The sequence below is a fragment of the Streptomyces sp. NBC_00414 genome (assembly GCF_036038375.1).
Classification (GTDB): Bacteria; Actinomycetota; Actinomycetes; order Streptomycetales; family Streptomycetaceae; genus Streptomyces.
Map to the genome: position 1 here is coordinate 9,266,985 of NZ_CP107935.1, position 15,544 is coordinate 9,282,528.

Sequence of the window (15,544 nt, forward strand, 5' to 3'; positions counted from 1 at the left end):
GCGCGTCAGCCCCTCTCCACCTCCAGACCCCGGAAAGAAGACCCGCACCGACATGACCGTCCGCAGTGAGCACGACCTGCTCGGCGACCGTGACGTCCCCGCCGAGGCGTACTGGGGGGTCCACTCCCTGCGCGCCAAGGAGAACTTCCCCATCACGGGTACGCCGATCTCCGCGTACCCGCACCTGATCGACGCGCTCGCCGCGGTCAAGGAGGCCGCCGCCCTCGCCAACGAGGAACTCGGCCTGCTGGAACCCCGGACCGCGGCCGCGATCGTCGAGGCCTGCCGGGAGATCCGGCAGGGGAAGCTGCACGACCAGTTCGTCGTCGACGTCATCCAGGGCGGGGCCGGCACCTCGACGAACATGAACGCCAACGAGGTCGTCGCCAACCGCGCGCTCGAGCTGCTCGGGCACACCAAGGGCGAGTACGCGTTCCTGCACCCGAACGAGCACGTCAACCTCGGGCAGTCGACCAACGACGTGTACCCGACGGCCGTCAAGGTCGCCACGGTGTTCGCGGTGCGGGGGCTCCTCGACGCGATGTCCGTCCTCCAGGACGCCTTCGCGGCCAAGGCGGTCGAGTTCCGCGATGTGCTGAAGATGGGGCGTACGCAGCTGCAGGACGCCGTGCCGATGACGCTCGGGCAGGAGTTCTCGGCGTACGCGGTGATGCTGGACGAGGACCGCAGCCGGCTCGCGGAGGCCGTCGAACTGGTCCACGAGATCAATCTGGGCGCGACGGCGATCGGGACCGGGCTCAACGCGCCCGCCGGGTACGCGGAGGCGGCGCGCCGGCACCTCTCGGACATCACCGGGCTGCCGCTGGTGACCGCGGCGAATCTGGTCGAGGCGACCCAGGACTGCGGGGCGTTCGTCCAGATGTCCGGGGTGCTGAAGCGGATCGCGGTGAAGCTGTCCAAGGTCTGCAACGACCTGCGGCTGCTGTCGTCCGGGCCGCGGGCCGGGCTGAACGAGATCAACCTGCCGCCGGTGCAGGCCGGTTCGAGCATCATGCCCGGCAAGGTGAACCCGGTGGTTCCCGAGGTGGTCAACCAGGTCGCCTTCGAGGTGATCGGCAACGACGTCACCATCACGATGGCGGCGGAGGCGGGGCAGCTTCAGCTGAACGCGTTCGAGCCGGTCATTCTGCACTCGCTGTCCGAGAGCATCACGCATCTGCGGGCCGCCTGTCTGACGCTCGCCGAGCGGTGTGTCGTGGGGATCACCGCGAACACGGAGGTGCTGCGGGCGGCGGTCGAGAACTCGATCGGGCTGGTGACCGCGCTCAATCCGTACATCGGGTACTCGGCCGCGACGGAGATCGCGCGGGAAGCGCTCGCCACGGGGCGGGGGGTGGCGGAACTGGTCCTGGAAAAGGGCCTGCTCCCGGCGGACCGCCTGGCGACGCTGCTCCGTCCGGAGGTGCTGGCGGGGACGCGGGTGATCCCGTAGGGGGCGGGTGGCTCGGGTGCGCGCCGTGTGGCGGCCGATGGGGGTTGCCCGCGCCGTTCCCCGCGCCCCTGGGTATGTACGGGCTGACGTGTGAGGTGACCTGCGGGTCGTCCGGGGCTGGCTGCGCAGTTCCCCGCGCCCCTGGGTGGGTCGGAGCGGGACCGGTCCCCGCAGCCGCACCCAGGGGCGCGGGGAACTGCGCGCCCAGCCCCCACAAACCCGCGCTGCACACGCCCCCAGCCCTCACCCCTTAGGGGCGCGGGGAACGGCGCGAGCAACCCCCACGGACCCGCACGGTGTGCACGCCCCTGCACTCACTCACCTAGGGGCGCGGGGAACGGCGCACCCAGTCCCCACGGACCCGCACGGTGTGCACGCCCCTGCACTCACTCACCTAGGGGCGCGGGGAACGGCGCACCCAGTCCCCACGGACCCGCACGGTGTCCACGCCCCTGCACTCACTCACCTAGGGGCGCGGGGAACGGCGCACCCAGTCCCCACGGACCCGCACGGTGTCCACCCCCCTGCCCCCTCCCACCCAGGGGCGCGGGGAACGGCGCGGTCAGTCACGACCCACCCGCACCCCACCGACGGCACAATGGTGATCATGAGCTCGTCCCTGACCTTTCAGCCGGTTCTCAACCGCATCGCCGCCGAGATGAAGGACCTGGCCGACCGCGGCCGCCCCGCCGACTACATCCCGGCACTCGCGGCCTGCGACCCGCGGCGGTTCGGCATGGCCGTCGCGGAGCTGGACGGCACGGTCTACGGCGTCGGCGACTGGCGGCAGCCCTTCTCCACGCAGTCCATCACCAAGGTCTTCACCCTCGCCCTGGACCTGGCCCGAGAAGCGGACGAGCTCTGGGAACACGTCGGCCGCGAGCCCTCCGGCAACCCCTTCAACTCGCTCGTCCAGCTGGAGTACGAGAACGGCATCCCCCGCAACCCCTTCATCAACGCGGGCGCCCTTGTCGTCACCGACCGCCTCCACACCCAGACGGGCGACGCGGCAGGCACGCTCCTCGACTTCCTGCGCGCGGAGAGCGGCAACGACGACCTCGCCATCAACGAGGACGTGGCCGCCTCCGAGTCCGCCCACGGCGACCGCAACGCCGCGCTCGGCCACTTCATGGCCGCCTACGGAAACATCGGCAACCCCGTCCCGGTCCTGCTCGACGAGTACTTCCGCCAGTGCTCCGTCGAGGCGTCCTGCGCCGACCTCGCCCTGGCCACCGGCTTCCTCGCCCGCCACGGCATCCGCTCCGACGGCACCCGCCTCCTGACGATGAGCCAGGCCAAGGAGGTCAACGCGGTCATGCTCACCTGCGGCACGTACGACGCGGCGGGCGAGTTCGCCTACCGCGTGGGCCTGCCGGGCAAGAGCGGCGTCGGCGGCGGAGTCATCGCCGTCGTCCCCGGCCGCTGCACGCTCTGCGCCTGGAGCCCCGGCCTGGACGGACACGGCAACTCGGTGGCCGGCGTGGCCGCCCTGGACCGCTTCACCACCATCACCGGCCTCTCGGTGTTCTGAGAAGCCGCGCCGATCAGTCAGCCCCCGACCCGGTAAGACGGCGGTCATGCTGTGGCTGCCGCTCAGAGACAGGCGCGTCGCCTTCCGGCCATCCCGCGTTGACACGCTTGCCGAGTGTTGGCCAAGGGTTTCTCCGTCGATCTGCGTCGCTGTCAGCTGCTCGGGCTCGCGGGCTCGGTCGTCCTCGCGGCGGGCGGCGAGAGTGCCGGCGCCCTGCCCGTACGGGAACTGCCGTCGCTCGCGTCCGGACGGGCGGCGCTCGGCCTGGTCGGCGTGTACTTCGGGGTCGTGCTGCTGATCGCCGCATGGGCCCTGCTGGGGCGGGTGATCCGCGGTCCCGAGCCGCCGACGCCCCGTGCGCTGCTGGTCGTGCTCGCGGTGTGGGCGATTCCTCTGCTGCTCGCTCCGCCCCTGTTCAGCCGGGACGTCTACAGCTATCTGGCGCAGGGCGCGATGGTCGACGCGCACATCGACGTGTACACGCACGGACCCGCGATGCTCGGCGGCCCGCTCGCCGACGAGGTGGCGCCGGTGTGGCGGCGGACCGCGACCCCGTACGGGCCCGTCTTCCTCGCCGTGGCCTCCGCGCTGTCCGGGCTGACGCGGGGCGAGGTGCCGGCCGGGCTGTTCGGGATGCGGGTCGTCGCGCTGCTCGGCGTGGCGCTCATGGCGGCAGCGCTGCCGAGGCTCGCCCGGCACAGCGGCGCCGACCCCGCCGCCGCCCTGTGGCTCGGCGCGCTCAACCCGCTCGTGCTGCTGCACCTGGTGGCCGGAGCCCACAACGACGCCATCATGCTGGGCCTGCTCGGCGCGGGCCTGGTGGCCGCCCTCGGCCGCAGGCCCGTCCTGGGCGCCGTCCTCGTCACCCTGGCCGCACTGGTCAAGGCCCCCGCCGTGCTGGGCCTGGCGGCCGTCGTGGCCCTTCAGGTGCGCGCCGGGCGGAGCATGGTGAAGTCCCTCGTCACCACCGCGATCGCCGCCCTCGCCACCACCGTCGCCGCGACCGCCGCGGCCGGTACGGGGTACGGCTGGATCGCCGCGCTGAAGACACCCGTGTCCCCGCACAACTGGTCGCCCACCAGCCTCCTCGGCCGGGCAACCGGCGACATCCTCCGGGGCCTGGGCAGCGATCTCGCCCCGTACGCGCTGCCCGCCTGGCACGCCCTCGGCCTCGTACTCACCGCCGTGGTCGTCGCGGTGGTCTGGCTGCGCCGCCCCCGAGTCAGCCCCGTCTACGCGCTCGGCCTCAGCCTGGCGGCGGTGGCCGTGCTCGGCCCGGCCGTCCGGCCCTGGTACGCCCTGTGGGGCCTGTTCCTCATCGCCGCGGGGGCGCGCAGTGCGTCCGTACGCCACCGGGTGGCCGCCGTGACCGGGGTCCTCGCCCTCGGTGTCCTGCCCAGCGGTGGGCCGCCCGACAGTGAGCAGCTGGCCCTGGCGGTGTCGGGCGGGATGCTCGCGCTGGTCGTCCTCTGGCAGGCGCACCAGGCGTCGAAAGCGCCCGTCCCGGGGCGGACGGCATGAGGCCGCCGGACGGCATGAGGATGCCGCACACCGACCGGGGACGGGTGCTGTTCGTCCTCGTCCTGGCCGGCGCCGTGACCGTCTTCACCGCGACCGTGCCACTGCTGCGGGACTGGTTCGACCTGCGCGTCTACCACGGAGCCGTCGACGCCTGGATCCACCACGGCGGCCACCTCTACGACTACCGGGTGCCGGGGACGACGTACGGCTTCACGTATCCGCCGTTCGCGGCGGTCGGCATGCTGCCGATGGCCCTGCTCGGACTGCACACCGCGATCGCCGTCGGCCTGCTGCTCAACCTCGCCGCGACGGCCTTCGTCCTGCACACCCTGTACGTGCTGACCGGGCGCCGCCTGCGCCGGTACGGCCTGTTCGGGATCGCCGTGGGCGTCTGTCTGCTCGCCCTCCTCGAACCCGTCCGCGACACCTTCAGCTTCGGCCAGGTCAACCTCCTGCTGCTGGCCCTCGTCCTCGCCGACGCCCGGCTGATCGCGGCCGGCCGCGGCCGCTGGGCCGGAGTCGGGATCGGTCTCGCCGCCGCGGTGAAACTCACGCCCGCGATCTTCATCGTCCTGCTGCTGCTCGCCCGACGCCCGCGTGCGGCGGTCACCGCCACAGGGGTGGCGGTGGCCGCCACCGCGTTCGCCGCCCTGGCCGCTCCGGACGCCTCCCGCTTCTACTGGACGGACGCGGTCTGGGACACGGCCCGTATCGGCCGCCTCGCCTACGTCTCCAACCAGTCGCTGCAAGGCGTACTGGCCAGGCTGGCCGATCCCGCCGAGCCGAGCCGCGCCGTCTGGGCGCTGTCGGCGCTCGCCGTCCTCGGGGTGTGGGCGTGGCGTGCGCGCCGGGCCCTCGCGGCGGGCGACGTCCTCGGCGCCTTCGCCCTCACCGGCCTGGCCGCCTGTCTCGTCAGCCCCGTCACCTGGGTGCACCACCTGGTCTGGGTGCTGCCCTCGCTGGCGATCCTGGCCGAGGCGGGCCTGCGGCGCAGGCGGCTGCTGTGGCTCGCCGGAGGCATGTACGTCCTGCTGTGCAGCAGCGTCGTGTGGCTGTGGGTCGACGACGCGTCGGGCATCGACGGCTTCGTCGGCGGGAACACGTACGTGTGGATCACTCTGGGGCTGCTGCTCGGGCTGCCCGTCGGTCAGTCCCGGGTGGACCGCCGGCCGTGGAGGCGCAGGGCCAGTGCCACGGCACCCGCGCCGAGAGCGGCGGCGCCCGCGAGCGTCCCGGCCGGCAGCAGCCAGCCACCGGAGCCACCTGAGCGGTCTGAGCGGTCTGCGCCACGAGAACCGTCGGAGCCATCGGTGGCGGCCGTGCCCGCACGCGCCGCCGGACCGGCCGCCGGATCCGGGCCCGACCGCGCTCCGGCCGTCGGAGCCGCCTTGGCCCGCGACACGGCACGGGGCAGCAGCGACCCGACCGGATCGACCCGGCCGATGGCCTCGAAACCCCAGTCGAGCAGCGAGCGCGCCTCCTCGTACACGGCGAACCCGCCGCCTTCCTGAGGGTTCATCACCGTGACGACGAGGGTGTGACCGCCACGGCGCGCGGCGGCGACGAGCGTGCTGCCGGCCTGGGAGGTGGAGCCGTTCTTGATGCCGATGAGCCCCGGATAGGGCGCGACCCCGTCGGCACCGGTCAGCAGCCGGTTGGTGTTCTGGATCTCGTACGCCCAGCCGTCGCCCGGGAACTTCGCACGGACGGTGGCGCAGTAGCGCACGAAGTCGGTGTTGCGGAGCCCCGCGCGCCCGAAGACGGCCAGGTCGTACGCGGAAGACACCTGCCCGGGCATGTCGTAGCCGTCGGGTGAGACGACCCGGGTGTCACGGGCGCCCAGCGCCTGCGCCTTGGCCTGCATCTGGGCGGCCGTCGCCTGCCAGCCGCCGTTCATCTCGGCGAGTACGTGGACGGCGTCGTTGCCGGAGTTCAGAAAGACGCCCCGCCACAGGTCGGACGCCCGGTAGGTACGCCCCGCGCGGACTCCGACCAGGCTGCTGCCGGGGCCGATGCCCGCAAGGTCCGACTCGGCGACGGTGTGCCGGACCGCCGGGGGCAGCACCGGGAGCACGGTCACCGCGAAAAGGGTCTTCAGCGTGCTGGCGGGCGGCAGTGCGAGGTGGGCGTTGGCTGCCGCGAGCACTTCGCCGGTGTCGGCGTCGGCCACCAGCCACGACCGCGCGGAGATGTCCCGCGGCACGCCGGGTGCTCCGGCCCGGAGCCGGACCTGTGTCCCGGGACGGTCCAGCGCCGAGGGCGGGGAAGGCAGGGAAGGCGGGGAAGGCGAAGAGGGCGGGGAAAGGGGTGAAGGCGGTGGATTGGCGGTGCTCGGAGTGGGCCCGGTATGTGCGCCGCCCGTCCCGATGAGGGGCCCGGGGGCGGTCGTGCGCGCCCCGCCGAGAGCCGCGACCGGTCCCGGTGCGAGGGCGAGTGCTCCGACGACGCAGAGGACGGAGCAGGAGACGGCCGTGCGGGCAGGGAGTCCGATGGTCATACCGCAAACGTAGGAACGCGCAGGTCGCGAGGCGGGCAGCCCCGGCCGAACGGAGCTGTCGAACACCCGGATGCCGCAGCGGATGCAGGAGCCCGGCAGATGTCACCGGCTCTTGCTTCCTGGTGTCCACTGCCCGCTTACTGGCTGCCCGGCACCGTCTGCTGGACCTGCCTGAGGAAGGTCGCGTTGTTCGGGGTCTGCCGCATCCGGTCCAGCAGGGTCTCCAGGCCGGCCTGGCCGTCACCACGGGAGTGCAGGGCGCGTCGCAGGCCCCGTACGGCCGTCAATTCGCCTGCCGGGACGAGCAGTTCCTCGCGGCGGGTGCCGGAAGGGGTGATGTCGACGGCGGGGAAGACGCGGCGGGACGCGAGGGTGCGGTCCAGTCGCAGCTCCATGTTGCCGGTGCTCTTGAGCTCCTCGAAGTAGTAGTCGTCGGCACGCGAGCCGGTGTCCACAAGAGCCGTGGCGATGATGGTGAGCGAGCCGCCCTCCTCGGCGAGGCGCGCGGCGCCGAAGAGCCGCTTGGGCCCCTGCAGCGACGCCGCGTCCACACCGCCGCTGAGGGTGCGGCCACCCGATGCGGCCGCGTTGTTGTGGGCCCGGCACAGCCGGGTGAGCGAGTCGAGGAGGATCACGACGTCCTGGCCCGCCTCGACGAGCCGCTTGGCACGCTCGACGGCCAGCTCGGCGAGCGCGATGTGCTGCTTGGGGCTCTGGTCGAAGGTGGAGGCGAACACCTCACCGCGAACGGACCGGCGCATGTCGGTCACCTCCTCGGGGCGTTCGTCGAGGAGCACCACCATCAGGTGGGCCTCGGGGTGGTTCCCGGCGACGGCGGCGGCCAGCTGCTGGAGCAGCACGGTCTTGCCGGTCTTGGGCGGGGCGACGATCAGGCCGCGCTGGCCCTTGCCGATCGGCGCCACCAGGTCGACGAGGCGGGTGGTCAGACCGCCCGCGGGGTGTTCGAGCCGCAGCCGCTCACGCGGGTGCAGCGGGGTCAGGTCACGGAAGTGCGGACGGCCGCGCGTCTCGTCGGCGGGCCGGCCGTTGACCCGTTCGATCTCGGTGAGGGCGCGCTGCCGGCCGCGCGGTCCTTCGACGCGGTCGCCCTTGCGCAGGCCGTGACGGCGGATCAGGGCGGAGGAGACCTGAAGGTCGGATGCTCCGGGGAGCAGGTTCTCGGCGCGCAGGTGGCCCTGCCCGTTCGAGGTGATGTCGAGTACGCCGGTGGCCTGCTCCTGTGTGACGGGAGTGGGCGGGCGTTCGAGTGTGGTGGTCATGATGGGTGTCCTTTCGCGGACGGATTCACGTGCACGGGGTTCATGCGGACGTGGTCATGGAGTTGGGGGAGAGGCCGGAGCAGGGGCGGTGTCGGCACGCCCTGCACGGCGGATGCGTCACCTCTCGCGCCGCGTACCGTCGAAAAAGAGACGGACCCGTGGCCGTACATGACATGTGTGCCGTACGGAGAGAGGTGGTGCTGAGAAGAAGCTGCTGTGCCGGTCGGAGATCGACGGGCGGATCAGCTGAGTGAGAGGAAATCGGCACCGGCGCCTGAAAGGAGGCGTACACAAGTGCTGATGGCACTGTAGCACTGTCTCCTCCGGTGGAGGGGGAGCGGCCGGATCCCGGGCCGTTGACAGAGGTGGTGCCTCGCGCCACGGTGGTCGGCATGGTCGATGCCGGGATCGTCGAACGTGTACGGGAACTGCGGCCGCTGATCAGGGAGAACGCGCTGCGCGCCGAGCGCGCTCGGCGGGTGCCGGACGAGGTGGTCGCCGCGTTGAGCGGCACCGGTGTGCTCCGGATGAACGTCCCCGCGCGGTACGGCGGTTACCAGTCCCCGCTGCGCGCCCAGGTCGACGCCTTCGCCGAGATCGCCCTCGAATGCGCCTCCACGGCGTGGGTGACACTCGGTCACGCGGGAGTCTCGTACATCGCGGCGCTCTTTCCCGACGAGGCGCAGGACGACTTCTTCACCGGGCCGGCCGGTCCCGATGTCAGGATCGGCGGCACGCTCGTCCCCGGCGCCACGGCGGTGCCGTACGACGGGGGCTATCGGGTGGACGGTGCCTCGGGCTTCGCGACCGGCTGTCACCACGCGGACTGGCATCTGCTGACGGCCGCGGTCGTGCCGCCCGACGGACAGCCCCAGGAGGGGCCGCCGGAGATGGTGTGGGTCGCGGTGCCGATGTCCGAGCTGGAGATCCTCGACGACTGGGACGCCACAGGTCTCGCCGGTACTGGCAGCAACACGGTCATGGCCCGGAACATTCCCGTTCCCGCGCACCGGGTGCTGCCGGTCGGGCCGATGCTCGCCGGGCAGACCCCGTCGAAGGCCAACGCCGACGACCCCTTCTACCGCATGCCCGTGCTGCTGCTGTTCTGCGCCTGGGCGGCGTCGGCGGCGCTGGGCATGGGGCGGGCGGCGATGACGGAGTTCGGTGAGCGGATCCACCGGCGCGGCATCACGTACACCTTCTACGAGCGGCAGAACGAGGCCACCGTCACCCATCTCCAGGCAGCCGAGGCGCAGATGAGGATCTCCGCGGCCGAACTGGTGGTCGTGCGGATGGTCGACGAGATCGAGGCGAAGGCCCGTGACGGCCGCTCGTACACCCCGCTCGAACGCGCCAGGATCCGCGCCGAGAGCGGCTACGCCACCCGGCTCTGCAAGGAGGCCGTCGATCTGCTCGCCTCGGCCGCCGGCGCCTCCTCCCTCCAGCGGGACGTGCCCGTGCAGCGGATCGTCCGCGACATCCAGGCCCTGTGTCTGCACTCCTTCGTCAACCCCGCCACCAACCTGGAGATCTACGGCCGCGTACTCTCGGGCGTCGACCCGGGCACCCCCTTCCTGTGACGGCCTCCGACTGCCGTCCACACGGTAGTCAGGAGATCGCGTTGGACACGGCAGCCGAACCACCGACCGCAACGCCCGTCACGCCTGGCGCGTCCGGCGCATCCGGTGCGTCAGGAGCGCCGCATCGCATGGACCCCGCCGGTGGTTGCCCGCACGCCGACAACGCGCGCCTTCTGGCGCGCGGTGCCGTGGCCTCCGTCGTCCTGCCCGGTGCGGTGGACGGCATGGCGGTACTGGGACACGAGGCACTGAAGGAGTTCCTCGCACACCCCCAAGTCGCCAAGAACGCCCAGCACTTCACCGCACTGAGGGAAGGGCGCATCGCCGCCGGCTGGCCCCTCGCGACCTTCGCGACGGTACGGGGCATGACCACCGCGGACGGCGACGACCACCGGCGGCTGCGCTCACTGGTCAGCAAGGCGTTCACCGCCCGGCGGGTCGAAGAACTGCGCCCGCGCATCGAGGAGTTGACCGCCGGACTGCTCGACGATCTGGAGCGCGCGGCCCGGGACGGCGGGGGAGTCGCCGACCTGCGCGCGCACTTCGCGCTGCCGCTGCCGATGGGCGTCATCGGCGAACTGCTGGGCGTGGACGCCGAGTTCCGTGACCGTCTCCACCACCTCTCCAACCAGGTCGTCGCCACCGACATCGGCCCCGAGCGGGCCCTCGCCGCCAACCGGGAACTGGTGGCCGTGCTGGGAGCGGTCGTCGAGGCCAGGACCGAGCGGCCGGGCGACGACCTCACCAGCGCGCTGATCACCGCCCGCGACGAGGACGGCGACCGGCTCAGCCACGAGGAACTCCTCGGCACCCTGGTGCTGATGAGCATCGCCGGGCACGAGACCACGCTGAACCTCATCACCAACGCCGTGCGCGCCCTGTGCGGCCACCGCGATCAGCTGGAGCGGGTCGTGCGGGGCGGGGCGAGCTGGGCCGACGTCGTCGAGGAGACACTGCGCTGGGACGCGCCGGTCAGCTATTTCCCCTTCCGCTACCCGGTCGACGACCTGACCGTCGACGGCACCGTGATACCCCGGGGCACACCCGTCCTCGCGGGCTACTCGGCCGCGGGCCGCGACCCGGCCGCGCACGGCCCGGACGCCGATCTCTTCGACGTCACCAGGCCCGCAAGGCCCGGCGCCGCCCGGCAGCTGTCCCTCGGCCACGGCGCCCACTACTGCCTGGGCGCCCCACTGGCCCGTATGGAGTCCGCCATCGCCCTGGAACGCCTGTTCACGCGCTTCCCCGACCTCGACCTCGCCGTCCCCGAAGCGGACCTCGCCCGCCACTCCAGCTTCGTGGGCAACAGCGTCCGGGCACTCCCCGTACAGGTGTCACCACCGACGTCACCACAGGTGTGATCCCGGAGGTGACCCCGGTCCGCCGGAGCAATCATGGACAGTGTGTCGATCGGGCCCCGGTCCGTTCGTCGGTGGGGTGCAGGGACCTCTGCGTACCGGCCCCTGCATACCGCCTCTGAATACCGGGAGGAAACATGAAGTACGTGATGTTCATCTGCACGCCCGTCGGCGGCGAGGAGCTGAGCCCCGAGGAGATCGCCGAGGACCCCCGCTTCACCTCGTACATCGACCGGGTGCGCGGCAGCGGGGTCGTGAAGGGCGGCGCGCGGCTGCGGCCGGCCGCCGACGCCACCACCGTTCGCGTCCAGGGTGACGAAGTGCTGCTCAGCGACGGCCCGTTCGCGGAGACCAAGGAGTACATCGCGGGCTTCGACATCATCGAGGTCGCCGACCTCGACGAGGCCATCGCGCTCGCCTCCCGCCATCCGGCCGCGCTGGGCGGCGGATCGGTGGAGGTACGGCCGGTCTGGGAATGAACGACGACGAAGAGGCGCACAGTGAAGGGGCGGACGGTGCCGAGGAGGCCGTCGCCGCCGCCTTCCGCGAGGAATGGGGCCAGGTCGTCGCCACCCTGATCCGGGTGACCGGCGACTGGGACCTCGCCGAGGAGTGCGCGCAGGACGCCTTCGCCCAGGCCCTCGACCGGTGGCGGCGCGACGGAGTGCCGCGCCGCCCCGGCGCCTGGCTGACCACGACCGCGCGCAACCGTGCCATGGACGTCCTGCGCCGGGAGGCCGTGGGCGCGGCGAAACTGCGGGAGGTCGCGATGCTGGAACGGGACGGCGGATCCACCGGCCCGCACGACCCGGACTCCGACGACGACAGCGGGGTGTCGGACGACCGGCTGCGGCTGATCTTCACCTGCTGCCATCCCGCGCTGACCGTCGAGGCCCGGGTCGCCCTGACCCTGCGCACCCTCGCGGGGCTCACCACGCCCGAGATCGCCCACGCCTTCCTCGTCCCCGAGGCGACGATGGCGCAGCGCCTCGTCCGGGCCAAGCGCAAGATCCGTAACGCCGGGATCCCGTACCGGGTGCCGCCCGCGCATCTGCTCCCCGAACGCACGACGGGGGTACTGGGCGTGGTGTACCTGCTGTTCAACGAGGGGTACGCGGCGTCGTCCGGCGCCGACCTGATGCGTACGGACCTCTGCTCGGAGGCCGTCCGGCTGGCCCGGGTGCTGGCCCGCCTCATGCCCGACGAGCCCGAGGCGCTCGGCCTGCTCGCGCTTCTGCTGCTGCACGACGCCCGGCGCGGCACCCGCGTGGACGCGGCCGGGGACCTCGTCACGCTGGAGGACCAGGACCGCACGGCATGGGACCGGGCGGAGATCGAGGAGGGCGCCGCCCTGCTGGAGACCGCGCTGCGCCGGGGGCGGCCGGGCCCGTACCAGATCCAGGCGGCCGTCGCGGCCTGTCACACCACCGCGGCCACGGCACAGGACACGGACTGGGCCGACATCGCCGGACTGTACGGGGAACTGGAACGCCGGCTGCCGTCCGCCGTCGTACGCCTCAACCGCGCGGTGGCCGTAGGCATGGCCGAGAGCCCGGAAGCAGGACTGGCCCTCGTCGCGGACCTGGAGGAGAGCGGGGAGCTGGCGGACTATCACCTGCTCCCGGCCACCCGGGCGGACCTCCTGCGGCGCGCGGGACGCCTGGAGGAGGCCACTGCGGCGTACGGACAGGCGCTGGAACTGGTGGCGAACGACGCCGAGCGGCGCTTTCTGAACAAGCGGCTCGCGGAGTGTCGATCGGGCCCGCGGCCACGGTGAGGGAGGCGGCCCTGACATCTGGCGCGCGGGACTCCGGCTGGGCGGCTGAGCCGGGGCCGCCACGGGGCCTTTCGGCTACCGGTTCAGCTCGAAGATCCCGTACCCGAACGCCTCCGCGGTGACCGTGCCGCCGTCGGCGACGACACCGGACGCCTCGACGGCCCGGCCGGGCCGGAAGTCCCCGAGAGGGCAACTCGTGCGTTCCTCACGGGGGTTGACGACGACGAGATACCTCCCGCCGCGTACGTGCACGAAGGGGTAGCCCGCGTGCACGACCTCCACCGAACCGCCCGGCCCGAGTTCGGGGGCCGAGGTGCGCAGGGCGATGAGCCGGCGTACGAGATGCAGGAGGGACGTGTCGTCGGCGCGCTGGGCGGCGACCGTGGGGCGGTCGGGGGCCGGGTCGACCGGGAGATAGGGGTGCTCGGACGTCGAGAAACCGGCGTTCGGGCCGTCGTCCCACTGCATCGGCGTACGGGAGCCGGCGCGGTTGTAGCGGGGGCCGAGCACACTGCCCTCGGTGTCGGGCAGGTCCGGGATGTAGCGCATGCCGATCTCGTCGCCGTAGTAGATGGCGGGCAGGGTGGGCCAGGTCAGCTGGAACACGAAGGCGACCGGGAGCTGCTCGGCCGAACGCGGACCGCAGTTGAGGCGCGAGAAGTCGTGGTTGGCGGTCGGCAGCGAGATGAAGCCACTGTCACCGAGAGCCGTGGACGCCTGTTGCCAGGCCTCCACGAAGGGGCGCGGCGAGCCCTTGCCGCTCGGGTCGAAGAAGCAGTCGAGCGGATCCCAGTCCACGTTCACGGTCCCGGAGCCGTTGCTCCACAGCGAACGCAGCGCCAGGCCGTCCGAGGGGCCGCCGAACTGGAGGAAGAAGTCCGTGTGGAACCCCGCCGGGACGGACACCTCCGGCTCGCCCCACTCCGAGAGGATCACCGCCTCCGGGTGCGAACGGTCCAGCCAGTGGCGCAGCTCCGTCCAGATCCCGCTCGTCTCCGCCTTGTCCGGGTCGTCCTTGACGAGAGAGGCGGCCATGTCGACGCGGAAGCCCGACAGACCGAGGCCCAGCCAGTGGTCCATGATCGTGCGCAGTGCCGCACGGTTGGCGCGCGGACCCTCCGCGTCCACCGGCTGACGCCAGGGCTCGGCCGGACTCAGCCGGGCGTAACCGAAGTTGAGGGCGGGCTGGAAGGCGAAGAAGTTCGGCAGGTACGACCCCGGCCGGCTGCCGGGCGAGGCCACGAAACCGTCCGGACTGCCCTCCGGCGCCCAGATGTAGCGGTGGTCCCCGGGGTCGTTCGCCGACGCCGTGAACCACGGGTGCCGGTCCGAGGTGTGTCCCGCGACCAGATCGAGGAGTACGCGGATCCCGCGGCGGCCCGCCGCGTCGACGAGCTTGGCGAGGTCGTCGTTCGAGCCGTAGCGCGGGGCCACGTTCAGATAGTCGGAGACGTCGTACCCGGCGTCCCCGAACGGCGAGGCGAAGCACGGGTTCAGCCAGACGGTGTTCACCCCGAGCCAGGCCAGATGGTCCAGCCGCTCGGCGATGCCGTCGAAGTCGCCGATCCCGTCGCCGTTCGAGTCCGCGAACGACTGCGGGTAGATCTGGTAGAAGACCGCGTCGGCCAGCCAGGCGGGTGCGGGACGGAAGGAGCTCATGGGGCGGGTACGCCTTTCCCTGGACGGAACGTCTTCCCTGTCGAGGGTGACAGCGCGGCGGGCCGTCCGAAAGGCCGCGCCATGGCCCGGGCCCGAGCGGGACGGCCTAAGCTGATCGGCGATGTTCACCCCGGAAGGTCCCACGTTCCGCGAGCTCACCGTGCAGGCGCTGTCGTCCGTCGAGCACGGCTACGACCTGCTCGCACCGAAGTTCGACCACACCCCGTTCCGTACGCCGGACTCGTTCCTGCGGTCCGTCTCGCGGGCTCTGACGGGCCTCGGGCCGTTCGGGAGCGGGCTCGACCTGTGCTGCGGCACCGGCGCGGGCATGGACGTGCTGGGAACGGTGTGCCGGGAGCGCGTCACCGGCGTCGACATCAGCGCGGGCATGCTCGCCGTGGCGAGGCGCCGGGAGAGGCCGGGCGGGCCGCCCGCCGCCTGGGTGCGCGGCGACGCCCGTGCGCTGCCGTTCGGCCCGGTCTTCGACCTGGTGGTGAGCTTCGGGGCGTTCGGGCACTTCCTGCCCCGCGAGCTGCCGGGCCTGTTCGCGCAGGTCCACTCGGTGCTGCGGCCCGGCGGGCGGTTCGCCTTCCCGATCGTGGCACCGGCCCGCCCCGGCTCGCGCGGCCACCTGGCCATGCTCGGTTTCGACGCGGTGATGAAGGTGCGGAACGCGGTGTGGCGTCCCCCGTTCGTCATGTACTACCGGGAGTTCCGGCTCGGTGACGTGCGGCGGGAACTGGCCCGCGCCGGCTTCACGGCCGAGCTGCACGCCCTCCCCGAGTTCGGTCGCAGGAGCGACGGCAGCCCGCGCTGCCGCATGGTGCTGGCCACGAGGCCCGGACCAGCGGTTTAACCACTCCGGGGCCGTTCCGGGCCCCGCTTCGG

General features: G+C 72.4%; 11 protein-coding genes and 1 pseudogene. 9 read left to right on the top strand and 3 right to left on the bottom strand.

Annotation, left to right across the window (positions count from 1 at the left end; all coding sequences use genetic code 11):
• Window positions 1–52: 52 nt before the first annotated feature.
• The 4 genes from aspA (at window position 53) to OHS59_RS39810 (ending at window position 6,016) form a co-directional block, all read left to right on the top strand.
• On the top strand, window positions 53–1,453 hold the full coding sequence (gene aspA / locus OHS59_RS39795) for an aspartate ammonia-lyase (RefSeq protein WP_328498178.1): 1,401 nt from the start codon (window positions 53–55) through the stop codon (window positions 1,451–1,453).
• Window positions 1,454–2,051: 598 nt separating this feature from the next.
• Window positions 2,052–2,984, top strand: a complete 933-nt coding sequence (locus OHS59_RS39800) for a glutaminase (RefSeq protein ID WP_328498179.1) — start codon at window positions 2,052–2,054, stop codon at window positions 2,982–2,984.
• Window positions 2,985–3,098: 114 nt separating this feature from the next.
• A complete protein-coding gene (gene mptB / locus OHS59_RS39805; RefSeq protein WP_328498180.1) occupies window positions 3,099–4,505 on the top strand; it encodes a polyprenol phosphomannose-dependent alpha 1,6 mannosyltransferase MptB in 1,407 nt (468 codons plus the stop codon).
• A 14-nt stretch (window positions 4,506–4,519) separates the two neighbouring features.
• A complete protein-coding gene (locus OHS59_RS39810; protein ID WP_328499537.1) occupies window positions 4,520–6,016 on the top strand; it encodes a glycosyltransferase 87 family protein in 1,497 nt (498 codons plus the stop codon).
• A gap of 11 nt (window positions 6,017–6,027) precedes the next feature.
• Here OHS59_RS39810 and OHS59_RS39815 read toward each other — a convergent pair.
• Window positions 6,028–7,002, bottom strand: a pseudogene (locus OHS59_RS39815) (D-alanyl-D-alanine carboxypeptidase family protein); the annotation flags it as partial.
• A 137-nt stretch (window positions 7,003–7,139) separates the two neighbouring features.
• Window positions 7,140–8,282: a transcription termination factor Rho gene (gene rho, locus OHS59_RS39820; RefSeq protein WP_328498181.1), complete on the bottom strand. Its 1,143-nt coding sequence runs from the start codon at window positions 8,280–8,282 to the stop codon at window positions 7,140–7,142.
• 392 nt (window positions 8,283–8,674) lie between these two features.
• Here rho and OHS59_RS39825 point away from each other — a divergent pair, with 392 nt between their 5' ends.
• The 4 genes from OHS59_RS39825 to OHS59_RS39840 all read left to right on the top strand — a co-directional run bounded on the left by OHS59_RS39825 (window position 8,675) and on the right by OHS59_RS39840 (window position 12,997).
• Entirely contained in the window at window positions 8,675–9,862 is a 1,188-nt protein-coding gene (locus OHS59_RS39825) for a flavin-dependent monooxygenase (protein WP_328498182.1), read from the top strand.
• A 128-nt stretch (window positions 9,863–9,990) separates the two neighbouring features.
• Complete coding sequence (locus OHS59_RS39830; RefSeq protein WP_328498183.1) at window positions 9,991–11,223, top strand: cytochrome P450 family protein; 1,233 nt, start codon at window positions 9,991–9,993, stop codon at window positions 11,221–11,223.
• A 134-nt stretch (window positions 11,224–11,357) separates the two neighbouring features.
• Complete coding sequence (locus tag OHS59_RS39835; protein WP_328498184.1) at window positions 11,358–11,699, top strand: YciI family protein; 342 nt, start codon at window positions 11,358–11,360, stop codon at window positions 11,697–11,699.
• The gene (locus OHS59_RS39840; protein WP_328498185.1) at window positions 11,696–12,997 is read left to right on the top strand and encodes an RNA polymerase sigma factor; all 1,302 of its coding nucleotides are present in this window, start codon (window positions 11,696–11,698) and stop codon (window positions 12,995–12,997) included. The genes OHS59_RS39835 and OHS59_RS39840 overlap by 4 nt, the downstream gene beginning before the upstream one ends.
• A gap of 75 nt (window positions 12,998–13,072) precedes the next feature.
• Here the strand turns inward: OHS59_RS39840 and OHS59_RS39845 are convergent, their stop codons facing one another.
• Window positions 13,073–14,656, bottom strand: coding sequence for an alpha-amylase family glycosyl hydrolase (locus OHS59_RS39845; protein WP_328498186.1), 1,584 nt, complete (start codon window positions 14,654–14,656; stop codon window positions 13,073–13,075).
• Window positions 14,657–14,777: 121 nt separating this feature from the next.
• Here OHS59_RS39845 and OHS59_RS39850 point away from each other — a divergent pair, with 121 nt between their 5' ends.
• Window positions 14,778–15,512 (top strand): class I SAM-dependent methyltransferase, encoded by a 735-nt coding sequence (locus tag OHS59_RS39850; RefSeq protein ID WP_328498187.1) that lies wholly within the window; start codon window positions 14,778–14,780, stop codon window positions 15,510–15,512.
• Window positions 15,513–15,544: the final 32 nt, after the last annotated feature.

Excerpts from the sequence above, each read along its gene's own strand:
- OHS59_RS39840 (WP_328498185.1), top strand. The coding sequence starts at position 11,696 with ATGAACGACGACGAAGAGGCGCACAGTGAAGGGGCGGACGGTGCCGAG.
- OHS59_RS39800 (WP_328498179.1), top strand. The coding sequence starts at position 2,052 with ATGGTGATCATGAGCTCGTCCCTGACCTTTCAGCCGGTTCTCAACCGC.
- aspA (WP_328498178.1), top strand. The coding sequence starts at position 53 with ATGACCGTCCGCAGTGAGCACGACCTGCTCGGCGACCGTGACGTCCCC.
- OHS59_RS39830 (WP_328498183.1), top strand. The coding sequence starts at position 9,991 with ATGGACCCCGCCGGTGGTTGCCCGCACGCCGACAACGCGCGCCTTCTG.
- OHS59_RS39810 (WP_328499537.1), top strand. The coding sequence starts at position 4,520 with ATGAGGATGCCGCACACCGACCGGGGACGGGTGCTGTTCGTCCTCGTC.
- rho (WP_328498181.1), bottom strand. The coding sequence starts at position 8,282 with ATGACCACCACACTCGAACGCCCGCCCACTCCCGTCACACAGGAGCAG.
- OHS59_RS39825 (WP_328498182.1), top strand. The coding sequence starts at position 8,675 with ATGGTCGATGCCGGGATCGTCGAACGTGTACGGGAACTGCGGCCGCTG.
- OHS59_RS39835 (WP_328498184.1), top strand. The coding sequence starts at position 11,358 with ATGAAGTACGTGATGTTCATCTGCACGCCCGTCGGCGGCGAGGAGCTG.
- OHS59_RS39845 (WP_328498186.1), bottom strand. The coding sequence starts at position 14,656 with ATGAGCTCCTTCCGTCCCGCACCCGCCTGGCTGGCCGACGCGGTCTTC.
- OHS59_RS39850 (WP_328498187.1), top strand. The coding sequence starts at position 14,778 with ATGTTCACCCCGGAAGGTCCCACGTTCCGCGAGCTCACCGTGCAGGCG.